The sequence below is a fragment of the Spiribacter onubensis genome, assembly GCF_040838425.1.
Classification (GTDB): domain Bacteria; phylum Pseudomonadota; class Gammaproteobacteria; order Nitrococcales; family Nitrococcaceae; genus Spiribacter; species Spiribacter onubensis.
Genome location: NZ_JBAKFI010000003.1, coordinates 110,247 through 130,644 on the forward strand (window position 1 = coordinate 110,247; position 20,398 = coordinate 130,644).

Here is a 20,398-nt window from a genome sequence, read left to right on the forward strand (position 1 = left end):
GTGACGCTCAGCCAGCGAACATCGATTGGTCTCTATACCGACCCGTCTGCGGTGGAGAGTCATCGAGTCCGGCTGGTACTGGCTGAAAAAGGGATCGGGGTCGAGGTGGTCGAGGTGGCTCCCGAGGGTCCACAGCCCGAGGATCTCGCCGACCTCAATCCCTATGCGGAAACCCCCACGCTGGTGGATCGGGACCTCGCGCTCTACGACCCTCGGGTCATCTGCGAGTACCTCGATGAGCGTTTCCCGCATCCGCCTCTGATGCCCATCGATCCGGTATCGCGGGCCAAGGCGAAGCTGGTTGTCTCGCGGATCGACCGCGACTGGTATCAGCTGCTGGGTCAGCTCGAGCAGGTGGAACGGCGCGGTAAGCCCGCCGTCAGACGACAGCTTGCCGAGAGCCTGGCCGCCAGCGCCGACGTTTTCGACACGGGCATGGCGTATTTCCTGAGCGACGAGATCACCATGATGGATTGCGTGCTGGCGCCGCTACTCTGGCGACTGGGTTATTACGGCGTCGAGCTGCCAGCCGAGGCGGCTGCGATTGAAGCCTACGCCGAGCGCCTTTTCGCCCGGGATCCCTTCCAGGCCAGCCTCACCCGCACCGAACAGGCAATGCGCGCGGCCTGATGACGCCGAGCCGACCCTACCTGATCCGCGGGCTCTACGAATGGATCGTCGATAACGGCCTCACGCCCCATCTGCTGGTCAATGCCGAGGGTGAGGGGGTCGAGGCGCCGCTTGAATTCGCGGATGGCGGACGCCTGGTCCTGAACGTCTCGCCCAGTGCCGTACGCGGGCTTGATCTGGGCAATGAGTGGGTCTCATTCAATGCGCGCTTCGGTGGCCAGCCCCGCCAGGTGAATGTCCCTGTTGCCGAGGTGATGGCGATCTACGCCCGCGAGAATGGCCGCGGCATGCTCTTCACCCCGGAGGATGGTGATGGCGAGCCGCCACCCGAGGGCAGCCAGGATGACGGCGCGGGTCCCGGGCCGTCCGCCGGCGGCAACCGTCCCGGACTCCGCGTCGTCAAATAGCCCGCACCGGATTCAGCCGCCGAACAGCTGTCGGTCGATCAGATCGCACAGGCAGTGGATGACCAGTAGATGAACCTCCTGGATCCGGGCCGTCACCTCGTGGGGGACCCGGATCTCGACATCGTCTCCCGCGAGTTTCAGGGCCATGGGCCCGCCGTCGCGGCCGCTGAGCGCGACCACATGCGCGCCACGGTCGTGGGCCGCCTCGATGGCCCGGATCACGTTGTCGCTCCCGCCACTGGTGCTGATCGCCAGCACCACGTCGCCGGGGAGGGCGAGCGCGCGGATCTGTCGGGCAAACACCTCGCGGAAGTCATAGTCGTTGGCGATCGAGGTAATCGTCGAGCTGTCCGTGGTCAGCGCGACTGCCGGCAGTCCCGGACGCTCCATCTCGAAGCGGTTGAGAAGCTCCGAGGAAAAATGCTGGGCATCGCCTGCCGAGCCGCCATTGCCGCAGCTCAGGATGCGTCCCTCACGCTGAAGGCAGTCGGTCATCAGCATGCCGGCCTGCTCGATGAACGGTCGAAGCTGGTCCAGGGCGACCTGCTTGGCCTGAATGCTCTCGTGGAAATGCTGTGCGATCCGCTCACTGGCGTTCATGTATCTACCTTGTCCTTGTCGTGTCTCGTCAATCATCGGCCCCGAAGGCATCCTTGAGCCAGGTGACCGCGTCGTGACCGGGCTGGAGGGCGATCACGTCGAAGCGGGCGGGCGGCTCTTCCCGCTGGCGCTGCAGCCAGGCACTGGCAGCCGCCAGAAGACGCCGCCGCTTGGCGCGGGTGATGCTGTCCACTCCATCGCCGAATCGACCGGCGGAACGGGCCCTGACCTCCACGAAAACCACTTCCCGGCCATCCTGCATGATGAGGTCGATCTCGCCCCGGCGGATCCGGAAGTTGCGTTCGCGCAGGCGAAGGCCACGGCCCTCGAGATAGGCGAGGGCATGTGCCTCGGCGGCCTGTCCGGTCTCCTGCGGGCGCGGCTTCATGGCAGATAGGCCGGTATGTCGGACTGCGCGGGCTGCAGAGGTTCCAGCCCGCCGGAGGTGATCCGTGCCGGCATCAGCTGCCGCCGGATGACTCCCTCCCGATCCAGGCTCAGCCGGCCGGTCACCCCGGGGAAATGCAGCTCGGGGCTGCGCGCGAGGGCATCGAGGGCGCGTTGCAGGCGATAGCTGTCGACCCCGAGCGCAACCAGCTGACCTGGGTCGGCCTCCGGGTCGGCTTCGCGGAGCTGTTCCCTCGCGCCAGCGCCGGCATCATTCGGTGCACCGTCAAGCAGCCAGGGCATACGCGTGAGGATGACACCGCTGAGATCGTTATCGGCGCCGGCCTGATGCTGCTGCGGATAGCTCTCGCTGATGGCGAGGATCGGCAGGTCGATGCCGCGATGGAAGCGGATCTGCGGCGCGATGAGCCGGGCGTCACGCCCGAAGGCGGCCATGAATACGCCATCCGTGTCCTGACGGCGACGCGCCTCGAAGCCGAATCCCTCGCCGGTGATGGATCGCAGCCGTTGGTAGCGCCCGTCACTCAGATCCAGCTGGAACAGGCTCCGGATGGGGCCCGTCAGATCGTCCTGCTCCGGAGGATAGCGGCGTTGCCCGAGGATACGCCCGCCGGCCTCCTCGAATGCGTCGCGGAAAGCCGCGCTGACCCGGCTGCCCCATTCGTCGTCCCGCGCCATCACCAGCAGCTGTTCATAACCCATGGCCCTCGCCAGTGCCGCGACGGCACGGGCGTCGTTCTCCGGCGCCAGGCCGAACTGCATCACGGATTCATTGCCCGATGTGCTCTGCACGCGATTGAGCGCGAGCACGGGTACCGGGAGGGATTCAGCGGAGACGAGTTCGCGCACGCCTGATTTGCTCAGCGGGCCGATGATGCGCTCCGCGCCCGCGGCGACCGCCGCATCATAGGCGGCGACGACATCGCGGCCGGCGTCGCCGACATCGAAGAACAGCAGGCGTGGCCGGTCCGCCATGCCCGCCTCCGCATAGTAGGCCGCGAGAATACCCTCCTGGATGGCCCGGCCCGCCGCAGCCAGTTCTCCGCTGAGTGGCAGTAGCACGCCCACGATCCGCGGTGGGGAGAGCGCGGCACGCTGTGCGGACAGCAACCCATCGACGAACGATTCGCTGATCGCGATGCGCTCATGCTCGTCCCGCCAGTCGGCGATGAAGGCCTGCGTCTCCGCCGGTCGAAGGGCCCGGTTGCGCACGCCGACCGCCAGTTGCAGCCAGGCCGCCACGGCCCGATCCGGCGTCTCGGCGAGGGTTTCGCGAAGCGCCGGCATGGGCGCTTCCATCAGCATCGTCCATAGCGCCGATTCATTCGCCAGACGTCGCTCGCGGGAGAGCGCACGATCGGCAAGCGAGACCCGGTGGGCGATGGCGCTCTCCAGGTTGCCCCGGGCCGCCTCGGCGCGGGCCAGCGACTGCAGGCGCAGCGGCTCCATGCGCGATGACAACGGGGCCGGCAGCGTGCCCAGACGGTCAATGACTTCCATCGGTGGCAGATCCGGGTCGAGTCGTGTGCGCAGCAGAGTCGCCACAGCGGTGTTCGAGGGTGTTGCACGGGCCTCGCGTGTGCCCAGCCACTCGCCGGCAGGTTCCGGGTCATCCAGTTCCAGCGCCAGTGTCGCGGCTTCCAGTCGCAGGCCGGTGGCTTCCGGGTCCGGCAGCTGCGCCGCCGCCGAGCGCAGCAGCATGATGGCCCTGCTGGTATTGCCGCGCGCCAACGCGGCCTCGGCATCATCCAGTTGTGGCGAACTGATCTCCGCGAGCTGGGCTGCATCCCGGGGCGCCATCGGGGCGCAGCCGGCGACCAGCAGGGCGATCGTCAGCAGGGCGATTGGAATGCGGACACTGAACAAGGGCGAGCCTCGCGGTGATCGGGACGGCCGGTTAAACTGCCGGGCAGGTTTGCTGGAAGTATCGATTCCGGGGATAAAGCGTGTCAAACGAGTCCGGCCGGCTTTTCGTGGTCGCCACGCCCATTGGCAATCTGGGAGATCTCAGCGACCGCGCGCGGGAGGTGCTCGCCACCGTTCATCGGATCGCCGCCGAGGATACGCGCCGCAGCGGTCAGTTGCTCGGTCGTCTGGGCATCCGCGGCCGCATGATCAGCCTTCATCAGCACAACGAGTCCGAACGGGTGGAGCGGATTCTCTCCTGCCTTGCGGCCGGCGAGTCGATCGCCCTGGTCAGTGACGCGGGGACGCCCCTGATCAGTGATCCGGGTTATCGGCTGGTGCGTGCCACCCGGGAGGCGGGCTTCGAGGTGCTGGCCGTGCCCGGGCCGAGCAGTGTCATTGCTGCGCTGTCGGTGGCCGGTCTGCCAACCGATCGCTTTTTCTTCGAGGGGTTCCTCCCGGCCCGCACCGCTGCCCGACGCCGGCGCCTCGAGCGCCTTGCCGGTCAACCCCACACGCTGGTCTTCCTCGAGGCCGGTCGGCGGGTTCCCGCGGCGCTCGACGACCTCGCCGAGATTCTCGGGGCGGGGCGGGAGAGCGCCGTCTGCCGTGAGCTCACCAAGCGATTCGAGACCACCCGGAGTGGTTCGCTGGCGCAGCTGGCGGAATGGATCCGCGGGGATGCCGACCGAATGCGGGGTGAGTTCGTCATTCTGGTGGGACCGGGCGTGGAAGACCGGGCGCCGGCTGCCGCAACCGTCCTGGATACGGCGACGCTGCTGCAGATGCTGCGGGCGGAGGGGCTGGGGGCGAAGGCGGCCGCACGGGTCACGGCACGCATCACCGGCGAGTCCGCCAATGCCCTCTATGACCGGGCAGTGCAGGAAGGCTGAGTCCAGGCGTCAGCGCATGGACAAAGTGTTATCATCCATCCCGGAAGTCGGCCGGACAGCCGCTGCGTCCTTCGACGTGGAGGAAAGTCCGGGCTCCACAGGGCAGGGTGCCAGGTAACCCCTGGGCGGCGTGAGCCGACGGAAAGTGCCGCAGAAAACGAACCGCCGATGGCCGTCCACGGATGGCACAGGTAAGGGTGAAAAGGTGCGGTAAGAGCGCACCGCGCGGGTGGCAACACCTCGCGGCAGGGTAAACCCCACCCGGAGCAAGACCGAATAGGGGAGCGAAGGCGCGGCCCGCGTCAGCTTCCGGGTAGGTCGCTCGAGTTGCACGGCGACGTGCATCCCAGATGAATGGCTGTCCCCGACAGAACCCGGCTTACAGGCCGGCTTCCACCCTTTCTTTTTGATGCGAATTCTCGCATTTCTCCCTAACCCAATGTTTTGAAAACTGATTTATCGCGCCTTTTTCGGCGTCTCTCGAATCCCGGGTCGGGCTCTGTAAGTTCCTGTCGTGGTGGGGAAAATTCCGCTTCCGCCGGGTTGACGGGCGGAGTGCTGCTGTCTACAGTGTGGCCATAAGTGGGGAAAAGTGGTGAAAAATGGTTGCCACGGGTGAGTCAGGGGGAATCCAGTGTTTCGTGGTGTCACCCATATCAATCTCGACGCGAAAGGGCGGATAGCCTTCCCCAGCCGCTATAGAGAGCGGCTGTCCGGGCTTTGCGACGGGAACCTCGTGGTGACCGTGGACCGCGATCACTGCCTGCTGGTCTACCCACTGCCGGAGTGGGAGCACATCGAGCAGAAGCTCGTCCGCCTGCCCAGCCTCAACCCCACGGCGCGCCGTCTCCAGCGACTGCTCATCGGTCATGCCACCGAATGCCAGCTGGACGGCAATGGACGCATCCTCCTTCCCGGCCCTCTGCGTGAGTTTGCCGCGCTGGAGAAGCGCACCGTTCTGATTGGTCAGGGCAACAAGTTCGAACTCTGGGACGAGGACATCTGGACCCGCCGCCGTGACGAGTGGTTGGAAGAAGCGGCCGCGGCCGAGGATCTGCCGGGCGATCTCGAATCGCTCTCATTGTAGGGAGTGCAGGGTTTGCGCGATTCCACGGGACATCAGGCAGTGATGCGGGACGAGGCCGTCGCGGCGCTGGTTCCGCGCGCGGGCGGTGTCTACGTGGATGGCACCTATGGCCGTGGCGGACATGCCATGGCACTCATCTCCGCGCTGGATGACAGCGCCTGCATCTGGCTGCTCGACCGCGATCCGTCGGCCATCGCACTCGCCCGCGAGCGCCATGGCGATGATCCGCGCTGCCATATTCTTCAGGCCAATTTCGCTTCGCTCGGCGAGCATCTCCGGGCGGCCGGGCTGGCGGGACAGGTCGCCGGGATCCTGCTCGACCTGGGCGTCTCCTCCCCGCAGCTGGATGAGGCCGAACGCGGCTTCAGCTTCCTGCGGGAGGGGCCGCTCGACATGCGCATGGATAACCGGGCCGGCCAGACCGCGGCGGCGTGGCTGCAGCAGGTGGACCCCGCTACGCTCCTCCGCGTGCTGAAGGAATACGGCGAAGAGCGTTACGCCCGTCGTATCGTGGCGGCCATCTGTTCGGCCCGAGATGCCGGCGAGCTGCCCGCGACGACCACCGGACTGGCCGAGTTGATCGCCGACGCCGTGCCCCGTTCCGAGCCCGGTCGTCATCCGGCGACCCGGAGCTTTCAGGCGATCCGTATTCATCTCAATGATGAGCTCGGGTCACTGGAACGGTTCCTCGAGGACGTCTGCGACCTGCTTGGCCCCCATGGCCGGCTGGTCGTCATCAGCTTCCACTCGCTTGAGGATCGCCGGGTCAAGCGCTTCATCAACCGCCGCAGCCAGGTCGGTGACCTGCCGCCCGGTGCCGGTGCGGTGCCCCCCGAGAAACGCCCGACGCTGCGCCGGGTGGGTCGGGCCTACCGGGCCTCTGACGAAGAGGTCAGCGCCAATCCCCGCGCGCGGAGTGCCACGATGCGGGTCGCGGAGCGTCTGCCATGAGCCGCCAGGGGCTGCTGACGGGGCTGCTCGCGCTGGCGGTGATGGGCTCGGCGATCGCCGTGGTCGAGGTCAAGCATCAGAGCCGCAGCCTGTTTCTCACCCTTGAGTCCCTGCGCGATTCGCGTGATGAGCTGAATACGGCATGGAGCCGGTTACGCCTCGAGCAGGGGGCGCTCGCCATGCATTCGCGGGTGGAGCGGATCGCACGGGATTCCATCGGGCTGCGTCAGCCCGCGCCGGAGCGCACCACCATGCTGCGGCTGGATGTCGGGGAGGCGCGGCCATGAGTCATCGACCCGAGACCGTGCATAAGCCGCCGGCCTGGCGTCGTGGCGTGGTGCTGGTCCTGCTGCTGGCGCTACCGCTCGTCCTGATGGCGCGCGCCGTGTCGCTGCAGCTCCTGGAGGGCGATTTCCTGCAGGGGCAGGGCGATCAGCGGCATCTGCGGGTGGAGTCGCTGCCCGCCCACCGGGGCACCATCCACGACCGCCACGGGGAGCCGCTGGCGATCAGCGCTCCGGTGGATTCCGTCTGGGCGGATCCGGGTGTCACCCTGGATGAGGCCGACCCGGCGCAGTTGCAGGCCCTGGCCGGCCAGCTCGGGCTGGATGCCGCCACGCTGCGTGCGGACCTCGAGGCACGTCGGTCCCGTGAGTTCTTCTACCTTCGCCGCCATGTCGATCCGGCCCTCGCCGATGAAGTCATGTCGCTGGAAGTGCCCGGCGTGGCGCTGCAGCGAGAGTACCGCCGCTTCTACCCCGCCGGTGAGGTCACGGGGCATGTGCTGGGGTTTACCGATATCGATGATCGCGGTCAGGAGGGGCTGGAGCTTGCCTACGAGGACTGGCTCTCGGGTGAGCCCGGCGCCAAGCGCGTCCTGCGCGACCGGCTCGGTCGCAACATCGAGGATGTCGAGCGCCTTCGTGAGCCGGCGCCGGGCCGCGATCTGCACCTGACCATCGATAAGCGTCTCCAGTACATCGCCTATCGTGAGCTGAAGGCAGCGGTGGAGCGCAATGATGCGCTGGGGGGATCGCTGGTGCTGCTCGATGTGAAGACCGGCGATATCCTCGCCATGGTCAACCAGCCCTCATTCAATCCCAATCGTCGGCAGGACATTACCGGTGGGCGCTACCGCAATCGTGCCGTGACTGACATCTACGAGCCCGGGTCGGTGATGAAGCCGTTCACCGTACTGGCCGCGCTGCGCAGTGGCCGGTATACGCCGGATACGCCGGTGGAGACCGAACCCGGCGTGATGCGGGTCGGCACGCACACCGTGCGCGATGTCCGCAATTTCGGCGAGCTGACGGTGACCGGCGTGCTGCGCAAATCCAGCAATGTGGGCGCGGCCCGGATCGCACTGGACCTGGACGACGGCCGGGTCTGGCAGGTGTTCAATGAAATGGGACTGGGCCGGCCAACCGGTGTCGCGTTCCCCGGTGAGGCGGCCGGCTTTGTCTCCGCGATGCCCTCGGAGCGACCGGTGGAGCGCGCGACACTCGCGTTCGGTTATGGACTCTCGGTGACCAACCTGCAGCTCGCCCGCGCCTATGCCGCCATCGCGGCCGACGGCATGCTGCCGGCTCCCGGACTGCTCGCCGACGCGGAGCGACAGCCCGCTGAGCGCGTGATGACGGCCGAGCATGCGCGGCAGCTGCGGGAGATGCTCACGGAGGTGACCCGCAGTGGTGGTACGGCGACGCAGGCAGCCATCCCCGGGTACCAGGTGGCCGGCAAGACCGGCACCAGCCGCAAGGCGGTCGCGGGTGGTTATGCCGACAGTCGTTACATCTCGACCTTCGCCGGTATGGCGCCGGCCAGTGACCCCCGGTTCATGGCCGTGATCACCATTGATGAACCGCGGGGCGAGGATTATTACGCCGGGCCGGTGGCCGGACCGGTGTTCCGTGCCGTGGTCGGTGATGCGCTGCGTCTGTACAACATCACACCGGATGCACCGGTGGAGGATGCCGGGGTCACCGTGGCCCAGGGGGGCCGGCCATGAACGCCGCCTGGGACGCGGAACCGCTCCTGGCGCCGTGGCTGGTGGATCCCCGGCTCGCGGGCCTGCGGGTGTCTGGCCTGACCCTGGACTCACGCGGAGTCGAGCCGGGATTCGTGTTCCTGGCGGTGCGCGGCAGCCGTCATCATGGCCTGGACTTCCTCGATCAGGCGCTCGCGGCCGGTGCCGCCGTCGTGCTCTGGGAGCCGGACGGCCGACAGGATGCGACGGCGGTGGCCATGCGTTGTGCCGCGTCCGGCGCCATCGATCTGCGGCGGGCCGGTCTGCGCGCGCTTGTCAGCGCCATGGCGGCGCGCTTCCACGGCGATCCCGGCCGGGATCTGCGTGTGATCGCGGTCACGGGCACGGATGGCAAGACATCGGTGGCGCATTACACCGCCCAGCTGTTGCAGGCCCTCGAAGGCGACAGCGCCGCGATGGGGACGCTGGGTTGGGGGCGACTTGATGACTTGCACCCGAGCCGTCATACGACATCCGATCCGGTGACTGTCCAGGCCCGGCTCGCGGCGCTGCGTGACGCCGGCGTACGGTCGGTGGCGATGGAGGTTTCCTCGCATGCGCTGGTCGAGCACCGGGTGGACGCAGTGCCGTTCGATATCGCCATCCTCACCCATGTCGGGCGTGACCACCTTGATTACCATGGCAGCGTCGAGTCTTACCGCGCGGCCAAGCGCCGGCTTTTCGCCTGGCCCGGACTGCGCCGCCAGGTACTGAACCTGGACGATGCCGTGGGTCGTGATCTGGCCGCCCGACCCCTGGGTGACGCCGAGATATTGAGCTACGCCATTGATCACCCGGCGGATCTGGCGCTCATGGACATTGAGCCGCGCCCCGACGGATTGGCATTGACCGTCTCTCACCGGGGCCGTCGTCACGCCCTGGCATTGCCCCTGTTCGGTGTTTTCAATGCCCTCAATGCCCTGGCGGCGCTCGGCGCGATCACTGATGCCGATCTGACGCCGGCCGCCCTTGAGGCGGCGGCGCACCTGCGGCCGGTGCCGGGACGCATGGAGCGCTTCATGGCACCGAATGCTCCGCTCGTCGTGGTCGACTATGCGCACACTGCCGGCGCCCTGGAAGCGGCCCTCAAGGCCCTCCGGCCTCACGTGACGGGCCATCTCTGGTGCGTCTTCGGCTGTGGCGGCGACCGTGACACCGGCAAGCGTCCGCTGATGGGCGAAGTGGCGGCACGCCTCGCCGACCGGGTCGTCCTGACCAGCGACAACCCGCGCAGCGAGGATCCCCAGTCGATCATCGACGCCATCCGCGTCGGGATGGCAGGGCAGACCGACTGCCGGGCCGTCATCGATCGCGCCGCCGCCATTGCCATGGCGATTGCCGAGGCGGCGCCGGAGGATGGCGTTCTGGTCGCCGGCAAGGGTCATGAGACCGAACAGGTCATCGGTACAACCGCCCACCCCTTCAGCGATCGCGACCGGGTCCGCGAGCTGCTGCGGCAGAGGGCGGCCTGATGCGTGCGGTGAGGCTGAAATCCCTCGCCGTTGAATTCAGCGGCACGGTGCGCGGCTCTGATGTCACCGTGACGGGCGTCGCCCTGGATTCGCGGCGTCTGCAGCCACGGGATCTTTTCGTGGCCCTGCCCGGCAGCCAGGCGGACGGACATGAATTTCTCGAGGCGGCCGCCGCAGCCGGTGCGACGGCGGCCATGGTGACGCGGTTTGTCGATGTCGCGCTGCCCCAGTGGCGGGTCGCTGATCCGCGCCGCGTGCTGATCGAACTGGCCTGTCGGGCCCGCTCGGAGAGCACCGCGCGCATGGTGGGCGTGACCGGGAGTAACGGCAAGACCACGGTCAAGGAAATGCTGACCGCCATCCTCGCCCGAATGGGCGCGACCCGTGCCACCGAGGGCAACCTGAACAATGAGCTCGGTGTCCCGCTCACGCTGTGCCGCATCGAACCCGCGGATCGCTATGCCGTGGTTGAGATGGGCTGCGGCAAGCCCGGCGACATCGGTCTGCTCGCGAGCTGGGCGCGTCCCGGAGTGGGGCTGGTCACCAATGCCGGTCCGGCGCATCTGGGCAGCTTCGGGACCATCGAGGCCGTGGCCCGGTGCAAGGGGGAGCTCTTCCAGGCTCTGCCCGACAGTGGATACGCCATCATCAACGCCGATGATCCCCATGCCTCGCTCTGGGAGCAGAAGGCATCACACTGTCATATCGAGCGTTTCAGTCTCGACGGCAACCCGGCCGAGGTGAGTGGCGAGATCCTTCCGGATGACCGTCTGAGGATTCGCTTTGCCGATGGTGAGCTCGTCGTCTCGGTGCCACTGCCGGGTCGACACAACCGGTTGAACGCGCTGGCCGCAGCCACCGCGGCGCGTGCCGCCGGCGCGGATTTCGAGGCCATCGCCACCGGACTGGCCGAGGTCGCGCCGGTGACCGGGCGGTTGCAGGGCCTGGCGGGGCCGAATGGCAGCCGGATCATCGACGACAGCTACAACGCCAATCCGGCCTCCCTTGCGGCTGCCATGGAGACCCTGACCGCCGAACCGGGGCCGGTCTGGCTCGCGCTGGGCGACATGGCGGAGCTCGGCGACAAGGCCCGCCCGCTGCATGCCGAGGCTGGTGACCGTGCCCGGGCGCTTGGCGTCAGCCGGGTGTTCGCCACTGGTGAACTCAGCGCCCATACAGTGGAAGCCTTCGGCGCCGGTGGCGAGTGGTTTGAGGATCAGGCCGCGCTGATCGAAGCGCTGGTCACGGACCTGACGCCGGGCGTCAGGGTCCTGGTCAAGGGTTCCCGCTCGGCGGCCATGGATCGGGTGGTGGCCGCCCTGCGTGAGGCGGCAGCCAGGGAGACGTCGACATGCTGTTGATGCTCGCCGAACAGCTGCAGGAGATCGACAGCGCCTTCAACGTATTCCAGTACCTGACCTTCCGGGCCATCCTCGGAACGCTCACCGCCCTCGGGATCGGCCTGCTGGTCGGCCCGTGGCTGATCCGTCGCCTCGAGCGCTATCAGGTCGGCCAGCAGGTCCGCGCCGAGGGCCCCGTCAGTCACTACTCCAAGGCGGGCACTCCGACCATGGGCGGCGCGCTGATGCTGGTGGGCATCGCCGTGGCCACGCTGCTCTGGGGAGATCTGGCCAACCGGCATGTCTGGCTGGTGCTGTTGACCACCCTGATGTTCGGGCTGATCGGCGGCACCGACGACTGGCTCAAGCTGACGCGCGGCAGCAGCGAGGGGCTGCGGGCCCGGACGAAGTTCCTTCTGCAGAGTATCGTGGCGCTGTTGGCCGGGGCCATCGTCTTCGCCACCGCAACGGTCCCGGTGCAGACCGCACTGATCGTGCCACTGCTCAAGGATGTCGCCATCCCGCTGGGTGTGCTGATCGTACCCCTCACCTGGCTGGTGGTGGTGGGATCGTCCAACGCCGTCAACCTGACCGATGGCCTGGATGGCCTCGCGATCATGCCAACGGTGCTTGTTGCCGGCGCACTGGGCGTTTTCGCCTACGCCAGCGGCAACGTCAATTTCGCTCAGTACCTCGGCATTCCCTACGTCGCCGGTGTCGGCGAACTGGTTGTCTTTGCCGGGGCCCTGGTCGGGGCCGGGCTGGCGTTTCTCTGGTTCAACACGTATCCCGCTCAGGTGTTCATGGGCGATGTCGGTTCGCTCGCTCTGGGCGCCGCGCTGGGCATGGTCGCGGTGGTGGTCCGCCAGGAGATCGTGCTTTTCATCATGGGCGGCGTGTTCGTGGCCGAGACAGTCTCGGTCATGCTCCAGGTCCTCTGGTACAAGCGCACCGGCCGGCGCATCTTCCGCATGGCGCCCCTGCATCATCATTTCGAGCTCAAGGGCTGGCCGGAACCGCGCGTCATCGTGCGCTTCTGGATCATATCCGTGGTCCTGGTCCTTGTCGGCCTGGCGACGCTGAAGCTCAGATGATGGGTGAGCCGGTCATGAAACGCGTAACCGAACTCGACGCTGTGGTGCTTGGGCTGGGCGCGTCGGGGTTTGCCAGCGCCTGCCATCTGGCCGCGGCCGGGCAGCGCGTCGCCATCATCGACAGCCGCGACCGACCGCCGCGCGAGGCGGAGCTGCGGGACCGATACCCCGGGATTCCAGTGCATACCGGCGGCTTTGACGGCGCGCTGATCGCCCGCGCCGCCGAGATCGTGATCAGTCCGGGGCTGGATCCGCGCCATCCCGCGATTCGCGAGGCAAGACGCCGCGGTCAGTCCGTCATCGGTGAGGTCGAACTGTTCGCCCGCTCGGTCGACGCACCGGTCATGGCGATCACCGGTTCCAACGGCAAGAGCACCGTGACCCGGATGCTGGCAGCGATGGCCGGCTCGGCCGGAGTGGATGCGGTGGCCGGCGGTAATCTCGGGCCCCCGGCGCTGACCCTGCTGGAGAGCCGACCGGATGCGGAACTGTTCATTCTCGAACTGTCCAGTTTCCAGCTCGAGTCGACCGTCTCCCTGAAGCCGCAGGTGGCCGCAGTACTCAATCTCAGCCCGGATCACCTGGATCGCTACGACGGCATGGCGGAGTACGCTGCGGCCAAGGCGCGCATCCTCCAGGGTGCCGGGCATGCGGTGCTGAATGCCGATGACGACTGGGTACGTGGCATGGACGACGGGTCGGCACCCGTGTCGTGGTTCAGCGCCGGGCAGGCGTCCGGCGCCGCGCGTTGGCGGCTCGGTCATGTCGATGGCGTCGACTGGCTGATGCATGACGACCAGCCGCTGCTGCAGCAGCGGGCGCTACCGGCGATGGGCCGGCACAATGCGCTCAACGCGCTGGCGGCGCTGGCCATGGGAGAGGCGGCCAGCTGGCCGATGCCGTCCATGTGCCGGGCGCTCGAGGCTTTCCAGCCACTGCCGCATCGGGGCGAGCAGCTGGGCATCCACTGTGACCGGCGCTGGATCAACGACTCCAAGGCGACCAATGCCGCCTCGGCCGCGGCTGCTGTTGCCGGCATGGAGCAGCCGGTGGTGCTGATCGCCGGCGGCGATGCCAAGGGCCAGTCTTTCGAGTTGCTGGCCGCCGCACTGGCCGAACGGGGGCGGGCCGCCGTGGTGTTCGGTCGGGATGCCGACGCGCTCGCCCGAGCGCTGGCATCATCGGCGCCCGTGGAATGCGTCGCCGACCTCAAGACAGCGGTTGAGGCGGCGCGGCGGCTGTCCCGGCCGGGTGACGCGGTCCTGCTCTCGCCGGCCTGTGCCAGCCTGGATCAGTACACCGATTACCGTGCCCGCGGTGAACACTTCCGCGCGCTGGTGGAGGCGTTGGCCGATGAGTGAGGTGACGCTTCACCCCCGCCTTGAGGCATTGCTCGGCTATCGCGACGCGGTAGCGGCGGATATTGATCGCCCGCTGCTGACGACGATCATCGCCATCGTGGCGCTCGGGCTGGTGATGATGGCGTCCGCATCCGTCGGTGTGGCCGAGCAGGCCGGCGGCGGATCAATGCACTATCTGCAGCGGCAGCTTCTGTTCCTCGTCCCGGCCGTGGCGGCCTTTGCCATTGGCCTGCGGCTGCCGCTGGACATCCTCGAGAGTCTGGCCGGCCCGCTCCTGATGTTCGGACTGTTCCTGCTGGTTCTCGTCCTGATCCCGGGGGTGGGGCGCGAGGCCAACGGCGCGGTGCGCTGGATTCCCCTCGGACCGGTCAACGTCCAGGCCTCTGAGGTGGCGAGGCTGTTCCTGCTGATTTATTTCGCGGCCTTTCTGCAGCGCCATGGGGCAACGCTGCGCAGGTCGGCGAGGCCGCTGCTCCCCGGTCTGCTGGTGCTGGGGGTGGCCGCGGTGCTCCTGCTCGCACAGCCGGATTTCGGTGCGCTGGCGGTCCTGGTGGCCACCATCGGTGGGCTTTTCTTCATTGCCGGCATGCCGCTGCTGCTGTTCATCGGTCTGGCCGCCGTCGCCGGCATCGCGGGGGCGCTGCTGATCTTTTCCTCTCCTTATCGGCTCGAGCGCCTGACCGCCTTCCGTGATCCCTGGGCCGATCCCTTCGACACCGGCTTCCAGCTCACCCAGTCGCTGATCGCCGTGGGTCGGGGTGAGTGGTTCGGCGTGGGCCTGGGCAACAGCGTCCAGAAACTCTTCTACCTGCCGGAGGCGCACACCGATTTCCTCTTCGCCGTGCTGGCCGAGGAACTGGGTCTGGTGGGCATGATGGTCGTGATCGCGCTCTATGCCTTCCTCGTCTGGCGCGCCTGCCGCATCGGCGCCACCAGTCTGCGGGCGGGCCGGCATTTCGGTGGTCTGCTGGCTTACGGCATTGGTATCGGCCTGGGCCTGCAGGCCTTCGTCAATATGGGGGTCAACCTCGGCTTGCTGCCGACCAAGGGGCTGACTCTGCCGCTCATGAGCTACGGCGGCAGCAGCCTGGTGATGAGTGCCGCGGCCCTCGGGCTTCTGATGCGCGTCGATCTCGAATGCCGGCGGGCCGGACGCTCGGCAAGCGCACGTCCGCAGAGGAGGCCGTCATGAGTGCGCGGCCCGTGCTGATCATCGCCGGAGGTACCGGCGGCCATGTGTTCCCGGCACTGGCCGTGGCGCAGGTTCTGAGCGGTCGATCCGTGCCGGTGATCTGGCTGGGAACGCCCAGCGGGCTTGAGGCCCGGGTGGTCCCCGAGGCCGGTCTGACGCTGGAGACGGTGAGCGTCCGGGGACTTCGGGGTAACGGGCTCGCGGGCTGGCTGAAGGCCCCCTGGATGGTGGCGCGGGCAACGGTCCAGACCCTGAGCGTCGTGCGCCGTCACCGACCGCGGGTGGTCCTGGGTATGGGTGGCTATGTGGCTGGTCCAGGCGGCGTGGTGGCCCGCCTGCGGCGGTTGCCGCTGGTCATCCACGAGCAGAACGCCATCGCCGGTTTCACCAATCGTCTCCTGTCACGCCTGGCGGTCCGGGTGCTCACCGGACTCGATGCACCGTTCCCGCGGGGGGTGAAGACGGAGTTCACCGGCAACCCGCTTCGCGCCGGGATCGCCAGCCGCCAGACCGCCGGTGGCACGACGCATGCGGGCAGGCCCCGCCTGCTGGTCGTCGGCGGCAGCCTGGGAGCGCTCAGCCTCAACCGTGCGGTACCCGAGGCCATCGCTGCGCTGCCCGAAGCGGACCGTCCGGACATCCGGCACCAGGCGGGTCGTCGCACGCTCGATATCGCGCGCGGCGCCTATGCCAGGAACGGCGTCAACGCCCGGGTGGATGCGTTCATCGACGATATGGCCGAGGCCTATCGCTGGTGCGACCTGGTGGTCTGCCGCGCCGGTGCCCTGACGGTCTCGGAGCTGGCGGCGGCCGGTGTACCGGCGATCCTGGTGCCATTCCCGCATGCCGTGGATGATCATCAGACCGCCAACGCACGGTTCCTCGTCGACGCCGGCGGAGCTTGCATGATCGCCGACGACGAGCTCGGTCCGGAAAGACTGACGGGTCTGCTCTCGGCGCTGCTCGGCGATCGCGACCGGCTCCGCGCCATGGGCGATGCCGCGCGACGCGTCGGTCGGCCGGCGGCCGCCGAGCGGGTCGCGGATATCTGCATGGAGGTGGCGGCATGAATCCCGTCGTCAGCAGCACAGCCGGCGGGCCGGGCGCCATGGGCCAGGTGCGGCGCCTGCACTTCGTGGGCATCGGCGGTGCCGGCATGGGCGGGATCGCCGAGGTGCTGCTCAATCTGGGCTATCGGGTGAGTGGCTCGGACCTGCGCGAGAACGCCGTCGTCGCCCATCTCCGCGAGCTGGGCGCGACGGTCCATGTCGGTCATGATGCCGCGCATGTCAGCGGGGTGGATGCCGTGGTCACGTCAAGCGCGGTGACCGAGGACAACCCGGAGGTCATCGCCGCGAGGAACCTGCGCCTGCCGGTGGTGCCCCGTGCCGAGATGCTGGCCGAGCTCATGCGTTTCCGTTTCGGGATCGCCGTGGCCGGCACCCATGGCAAGACCACCACCACCAGCCTGGTGGCCAGCATCCTTGCCGAGGCCGATCTCGATCCGACCTTCGTCATCGGCGGCCGCCTGAACAGCGCCGCCAGCCATGCGCGTCTGGGCACTGGCCGCTACCTGGTGGCCGAGGCCGACGAGAGCGATGCCTCTTTCCTCTATCTCAATCCGATGCTGGCAGTGGTCACCAACATCGACGCCGATCATCTCGGCACCTACGGCGGTGATTTCGCGCAGCTCCGCGCCACCTTCGTCGAGTTCCTGCATCATCTGCCGTTCTACGGCCTCGCCGTGCTCTGCGATGAGGACCAGGAGCTCCGGGCCCTGGCCGCGGAGCTGGGACGCCCGGTACGGACCTATGGCTTCTCGGTGTCGGCCGATCTGCAGGCGCTCGATGTCCGGGCCGACGCCGGGCGCAGCCACTTCGTGGTGCACGCCGCCGGGTGCGAGCCCCTGCCGGTCACGCTCAACCTGCCGGGCCGACACAACGTGCTGAATGCCCTCGGGGCGATTGCCGTGGCCCGTGCCCTGGAGGTGCCGGATGCGGCCATCCGCCATGCCTTGAGCGGATTCTCGGGGATCGGCCGCCGCTTTCAGCAGCTCGGCGGTCTTGCCCTGGCGGGCGGGGGCGAGGCGCTGCTGATGGATGACTACGCGCATCATCCCCGGGAGATCGAGGCGGTCACCGAAGCGCTCCGTGCCAACTGGCCGGACCGTCGACTGGTGGTGATTTTTCAGCCACACCGCTACAGCCGGACACGTGACCTGTTCGAGGACTTCGCCCGGGTGCTCGGCGAGCCGGATGTCCTTGTGGTCACGGAGGTCTACGGCGCCGGTGAGTCGCCGATCTCTGGTGCCGATGCGCGCAGTCTGTGCCGTGCCATCCGGCTGCGGGGTCAGACCGATCCGATATTCGTCGCCGGCCTCGACGAGCTGGTCGACCTCCTGCCCGGCATCCTCCGGCCGGACGATGTTGTCATCACCCTGGGTGCAGGCAGCATCGGTGGCGTACTGCCGAGTCTGCTGACGGGGGAGGGCGGGTCATGACGGCGCTGCGCGGCCAGCTTCGCGAATCGGTGCCCATGGCACGCTACACCACCTGGCGGGTCGGTGGTCCGGCGGAGCGACTCTACGAGCCGGCGGATACCGCGGACCTGGGCGCGTTCCTGGCCAGTGACCAGGCGACGGAGCCGCTTTTCTGGCTGGGCCTCGGCAGCAACCTGCTGGTCCGTGACGGCGGGCTGCGCGGATCGGTTGTCCGACTGCATCGAGGGCTGGCCTCGCTACAGGACCTCGGGGACGGCCGTGTTCATGCCGATGCCGGTGTGCCCTGCGCCAAACTCGCCCGCTGGTGCGGGCGGCGCGGCTATGCGGGGGCGGAATTCTTCGCCGGCATCCCCGGTACCGTCGGTGGCGCGCTGGCCATGAATGCCGGCGCCTGGGGCGGTGAGACCTGGACCCGGGTGGAATCCGTGGCCACGGTTGATCGCCAGGGACTGGCCCATCGGCGCCTGCCCGCTGAATTCGAGGTGAGCTATCGACAGGTCCGCGGGCAGGCCAGCGAATGGTTCACCTCGGCGACGTTCCAGTTCCAGCCGGGCGGCGATCCCGATGCCCTCAAGGCGCGGGTGCGGGGGCTGCTGGGCGAGCGTGCCGACACCCAGCCCACGGGTATGGCCAGCGGCGGATCGGTTTTCCGCAATCCGCCGGGGGATCATGCCGCGCGCCTGATCGAGGCCTCCGGTCTGAAGGGGTGTCGGTCGGGCGGAGCCTGGGTATCGGAGAAGCATGCCAACTTCATCATCCACGCCGGCGAAGCCAGCGCGGCGGATATCGAATCCCTCATTCATTTTGTCCAGGCCCGGGTCGAGGCGCTTCACGGCGTCGTCCTCGAGCCCGAGGTCCGTGTTGTTGGGGAGGCGCCTGGCGATGCGCACTGAAGGTAATCCCGGCCCCCGCGATCTGGGTCGGGTGGCGGTGCTCATGGGCGGACACTCCGCCGAACGCGAGATCTCCCTCGCCAGCGGGACGGAATGTCTCGCCGCGCTGCGGGCCCGGGGCGTGGCGGCGGAGGCATTCGACCCGGCGGAGCGCCCGGTGGCGGCGCTGGCGGACTACGACCGCGCCTTCATCGCCCTGCACGGCCCGGGGGGTGAGGACGGTGTGATCCAGGGTGCGCTCGAGGCCATGGGCGTGCCCTATACCGGCAGCGGCGTGCTCGGCTCGGCCCTGGGAATGGACAAGTGGCGCAGCAAATGGATCTGGCAGGCGATGGGCCTGCCGACGCCGGCGTTCCACGTCCTGCGGCCGGGCGACGATCCCGCGGTGGTGATCGCGGATCTCGGCCTGCCGCTTTTCGTCAAACCGCTCGGCGAGGGTTCGAGCGTCGGTACCGCGCGGGTCGAGCGGGCCGATGACCTGTCGGCCGCGACGGAAGCGGCCCGGGCCTACGGCGACGCCGTGCTGGTGGAGCGCTGCATTGAGGGCCCCGAGTACACGGTGGCGCTGCTCGATGAGGAGATCCTGCCGGCTATCCGCATCGAGGCTGGCGAGGCCTTCTATGACTTCAATGCCAAGTACCGGTCGGAGGCCACGCGCATGCTGATTCCCTGCGGCCTGCCGGCGGATGCCGAGGCAGCCATGGGAGATCTCGTCCAGCGGGCCTTTGCCGCGATCGGCGCCAGTGGCTGGGGCCGCGTCGATCTGATGGCGGACGCCGGGGGGGCGCTCTGGCTGCTCGAGGTCAACACGATTCCGGGGATGACCGACCACTCCCTGGTCCCGGCCGCTGCACGGGCGCGGGGGATCGAGATGGAGGAGCTGGTCTGGCGCATTCTGCTGACGAGCTGGAGGCATGGTGAGAGGCGGTGAGTACCGGATTCAGGCAAGGCACACGGGTGCTGATGCTGCTGGGGCTGGCCCTGGCGGTCATGGCCGGTGGCTCTCTGGCGCTGGAGCGCGGCCCGGAATGGCGACTGCTGCCGCTGGAGCGCGTGGGCTTCGACGGCGATCTGGCCCATGTGCGCGAGGCGGATCTGCGGCGCGTGTTGCGGGGGCACCTGGATGGCGGCCTGCTGGGCGTGGACGTCTCGGCCGTCCGGGCCGCGGTGGAATCCCTGCCCTGGGTGGCAACGGCCACCGTGCGGCGGGTGTGGCCGGATGCCCTGCGCATTACGGTCGACGAGCAGGAACCCGTGGCCCGCTGGGGCGGAGTGGCACTCATGAACGGGCGGGCCGGGGTGTTCCGGCCACGGCAGCTGCCGGATGTGCCACTGCCGGAACTGTCCGGCCCGCCGGGCAGTGCCGCCCGGGTGCTGGCGCGCTATCGGCAGCTCCGTGCACTGCTCGAGCCGCTGCCGCTGGAACCAACGGGTCTGGCGCTGGACGAGCGCCGGGCCTGGACGCTGACGCTGGCGGACGGCGGACAGATACGGCTTGGCCGCGAGTCGGTGGAATCACGGCTTGCCCGACTGGTGGCGGCCTGGCCGCGGATCCCCGGTGTGGCCGACAGGCACCTGGCGCTGGCGGATCTGCGCTACCCCAATGGATTTGCCCTGCGCTGGCAGGACGAGGACTGAG

The 20,398-nt window shown here is 68.3% G+C and carries 20 protein-coding genes and 1 other RNA gene; 18 read left to right on the plus strand and 3 right to left on the minus strand.

What is annotated here, in order from left to right:
- Both V6X63_RS06630 and V6X63_RS06635 read left to right on the plus strand, forming a co-directional pair.
- Window positions 1-630 (plus strand): glutathione S-transferase N-terminal domain-containing protein, encoded by a 630-nt coding sequence (locus V6X63_RS06630; RefSeq protein ID WP_367978455.1) that lies wholly within the window; start codon window positions 1-3, stop codon window positions 628-630.
- Complete coding sequence (locus V6X63_RS06635; protein ID WP_367965988.1) at window positions 630-1,037, plus strand: ClpXP protease specificity-enhancing factor; 408 nt, start codon at window positions 630-632, stop codon at window positions 1,035-1,037. Before V6X63_RS06630 ends, V6X63_RS06635 begins: the two co-directional genes overlap by 1 nt.
- Window positions 1,038-1,049: 12 nt before the next feature.
- Here V6X63_RS06635 and V6X63_RS06640 read toward each other — a convergent pair whose 3' ends face one another.
- Genes V6X63_RS06640 through V6X63_RS06650 form a run of 3 tightly spaced genes read right to left on the minus strand, consistent with a single transcriptional unit; the run spans window position 1,050 to window position 3,911 of the window.
- A complete protein-coding gene (locus V6X63_RS06640) occupies window positions 1,050-1,637 on the minus strand; it encodes a phosphoheptose isomerase (protein WP_367965989.1) in 588 nt (195 codons plus the stop codon).
- 28 nt (window positions 1,638-1,665) lie between these two features.
- On the minus strand, window positions 1,666-2,025 hold the full coding sequence (locus tag V6X63_RS06645; protein ID WP_367978456.1) for a YraN family protein: 360 nt from the start codon (window positions 2,023-2,025) through the stop codon (window positions 1,666-1,668).
- Window positions 2,022-3,911, minus strand: coding sequence for a penicillin-binding protein activator (locus V6X63_RS06650; protein ID WP_367978457.1), 1,890 nt, complete (start codon window positions 3,909-3,911; stop codon window positions 2,022-2,024). The genes V6X63_RS06645 and V6X63_RS06650 overlap by 4 nt, the downstream gene beginning before the upstream one ends.
- Window positions 3,912-3,991: 80 nt before the next feature.
- Here V6X63_RS06650 and rsmI point away from each other — a divergent pair, with 80 nt between their 5' ends.
- From rsmI to V6X63_RS06730, 16 genes are all read left to right on the plus strand, one after another.
- Window positions 3,992-4,843: a 16S rRNA (cytidine(1402)-2'-O)-methyltransferase gene (gene rsmI, locus V6X63_RS06655; protein WP_367978458.1), complete on the plus strand. Its 852-nt coding sequence runs from the start codon at window positions 3,992-3,994 to the stop codon at window positions 4,841-4,843.
- A gap of 43 nt (window positions 4,844-4,886) precedes the next feature.
- Window positions 4,887-5,241, plus strand: an RNA gene (rnpB, locus tag V6X63_RS06660) — RNase P RNA component class A.
- A gap of 236 nt (window positions 5,242-5,477) precedes the next feature.
- Window positions 5,478-5,930, plus strand: coding sequence for a division/cell wall cluster transcriptional repressor MraZ (gene mraZ / locus V6X63_RS06665; RefSeq protein ID WP_367965993.1), 453 nt, complete (start codon window positions 5,478-5,480; stop codon window positions 5,928-5,930).
- 12 nt (window positions 5,931-5,942) lie between these two features.
- Complete coding sequence (gene rsmH / locus V6X63_RS06670; RefSeq protein ID WP_367978459.1) at window positions 5,943-6,881, plus strand: 16S rRNA (cytosine(1402)-N(4))-methyltransferase RsmH; 939 nt, start codon at window positions 5,943-5,945, stop codon at window positions 6,879-6,881.
- Window positions 6,878-7,168: a cell division protein FtsL gene (gene ftsL, locus V6X63_RS06675; RefSeq protein ID WP_367965995.1), complete on the plus strand. Its 291-nt coding sequence runs from the start codon at window positions 6,878-6,880 to the stop codon at window positions 7,166-7,168. The genes rsmH and ftsL overlap by 4 nt, the downstream gene beginning before the upstream one ends.
- Window positions 7,165-8,889 (plus strand): peptidoglycan D,D-transpeptidase FtsI family protein, encoded by a 1,725-nt coding sequence (locus V6X63_RS06680; RefSeq protein WP_367978460.1) that lies wholly within the window; start codon window positions 7,165-7,167, stop codon window positions 8,887-8,889. Before ftsL ends, V6X63_RS06680 begins: the two co-directional genes overlap by 4 nt.
- Window positions 8,886-10,379 carry a UDP-N-acetylmuramoyl-L-alanyl-D-glutamate--2,6-diaminopimelate ligase gene (locus V6X63_RS06685; protein WP_367978461.1) on the plus strand — a complete coding sequence of 498 codons (1,494 nt, stop codon included), beginning with the start codon at window positions 8,886-8,888 and terminating at the stop codon, window positions 10,377-10,379. Before V6X63_RS06680 ends, V6X63_RS06685 begins: the two co-directional genes overlap by 4 nt.
- On the plus strand, window positions 10,379-11,740 hold the full coding sequence (locus V6X63_RS06690; protein ID WP_367978462.1) for a UDP-N-acetylmuramoyl-tripeptide--D-alanyl-D-alanine ligase: 1,362 nt from the start codon (window positions 10,379-10,381) through the stop codon (window positions 11,738-11,740). Before V6X63_RS06685 ends, V6X63_RS06690 begins: the two co-directional genes overlap by 1 nt.
- Window positions 11,731-12,813 (plus strand): phospho-N-acetylmuramoyl-pentapeptide-transferase, encoded by a 1,083-nt coding sequence (mraY, locus tag V6X63_RS06695; protein WP_367978463.1) that lies wholly within the window; start codon window positions 11,731-11,733, stop codon window positions 12,811-12,813. The genes V6X63_RS06690 and mraY overlap by 10 nt, the downstream gene beginning before the upstream one ends.
- Window positions 12,814-12,827: 14 nt before the next feature.
- The gene (murD, locus tag V6X63_RS06700) at window positions 12,828-14,174 is read left to right on the plus strand and encodes a UDP-N-acetylmuramoyl-L-alanine--D-glutamate ligase (protein ID WP_367978464.1); all 1,347 of its coding nucleotides are present in this window, start codon (window positions 12,828-12,830) and stop codon (window positions 14,172-14,174) included.
- Window positions 14,167-15,366, plus strand: coding sequence for a putative lipid II flippase FtsW (gene ftsW, locus V6X63_RS06705; RefSeq protein ID WP_367978465.1), 1,200 nt, complete (start codon window positions 14,167-14,169; stop codon window positions 15,364-15,366). Before murD ends, ftsW begins: the two co-directional genes overlap by 8 nt.
- A complete protein-coding gene (gene murG / locus V6X63_RS06710; RefSeq protein ID WP_367978466.1) occupies window positions 15,363-16,436 on the plus strand; it encodes an undecaprenyldiphospho-muramoylpentapeptide beta-N-acetylglucosaminyltransferase in 1,074 nt (357 codons plus the stop codon). The genes ftsW and murG overlap by 4 nt, the downstream gene beginning before the upstream one ends.
- Window positions 16,433-17,866, plus strand: a complete 1,434-nt coding sequence (murC, locus tag V6X63_RS06715; RefSeq protein WP_367978467.1) for a UDP-N-acetylmuramate--L-alanine ligase — start codon at window positions 16,433-16,435, stop codon at window positions 17,864-17,866. Before murG ends, murC begins: the two co-directional genes overlap by 4 nt.
- A complete protein-coding gene (gene murB, locus V6X63_RS06720) occupies window positions 17,863-18,759 on the plus strand; it encodes a UDP-N-acetylmuramate dehydrogenase (protein WP_367966004.1) in 897 nt (298 codons plus the stop codon). Before murC ends, murB begins: the two co-directional genes overlap by 4 nt.
- Entirely contained in the window at window positions 18,749-19,690 is a 942-nt protein-coding gene (locus tag V6X63_RS06725) for a D-alanine--D-alanine ligase (protein WP_367966005.1), read from the plus strand. The genes murB and V6X63_RS06725 overlap by 11 nt, the downstream gene beginning before the upstream one ends.
- Window positions 19,687-20,397, plus strand: a complete 711-nt coding sequence (locus V6X63_RS06730) for a cell division protein FtsQ/DivIB (RefSeq protein WP_367978468.1) — start codon at window positions 19,687-19,689, stop codon at window positions 20,395-20,397. The genes V6X63_RS06725 and V6X63_RS06730 overlap by 4 nt, the downstream gene beginning before the upstream one ends.
- Window position 20,398: the final 1 nt, after the last annotated feature.

Coding starts and splice junctions, on each gene's coding strand:
- murG (WP_367978466.1), top strand. CDS start 15,363: ATGAGTGCGCGGCCCGTGCTGATCATCGCCGGAGGTACCGGCGGCCAT.
- murB (WP_367966004.1), top strand. CDS start 17,863: ATGACGGCGCTGCGCGGCCAGCTTCGCGAATCGGTGCCCATGGCACGC.
- ftsW (WP_367978465.1), top strand. CDS start 14,167: ATGAGTGAGGTGACGCTTCACCCCCGCCTTGAGGCATTGCTCGGCTAT.
- ftsL (WP_367965995.1), top strand. CDS start 6,878: ATGAGCCGCCAGGGGCTGCTGACGGGGCTGCTCGCGCTGGCGGTGATG.
- V6X63_RS06640 (WP_367965989.1), bottom strand. CDS start 1,637: ATGAACGCCAGTGAGCGGATCGCACAGCATTTCCACGAGAGCATTCAG.
- murD (WP_367978464.1), top strand. CDS start 12,828: ATGAAACGCGTAACCGAACTCGACGCTGTGGTGCTTGGGCTGGGCGCG.
- mraY (WP_367978463.1), top strand. CDS start 11,731: ATGCTGTTGATGCTCGCCGAACAGCTGCAGGAGATCGACAGCGCCTTC.
- V6X63_RS06690 (WP_367978462.1), top strand. CDS start 10,379: ATGCGTGCGGTGAGGCTGAAATCCCTCGCCGTTGAATTCAGCGGCACG.
- V6X63_RS06645 (WP_367978456.1), bottom strand. CDS start 2,025: ATGAAGCCGCGCCCGCAGGAGACCGGACAGGCCGCCGAGGCACATGCC.
- V6X63_RS06635 (WP_367965988.1), top strand. CDS start 630: ATGACGCCGAGCCGACCCTACCTGATCCGCGGGCTCTACGAATGGATC.
- V6X63_RS06680 (WP_367978460.1), top strand. CDS start 7,165: ATGAGTCATCGACCCGAGACCGTGCATAAGCCGCCGGCCTGGCGTCGT.
- murC (WP_367978467.1), top strand. CDS start 16,433: ATGAATCCCGTCGTCAGCAGCACAGCCGGCGGGCCGGGCGCCATGGGC.
- V6X63_RS06685 (WP_367978461.1), top strand. CDS start 8,886: ATGAACGCCGCCTGGGACGCGGAACCGCTCCTGGCGCCGTGGCTGGTG.
- V6X63_RS06725 (WP_367966005.1), top strand. CDS start 18,749: ATGCGCACTGAAGGTAATCCCGGCCCCCGCGATCTGGGTCGGGTGGCG.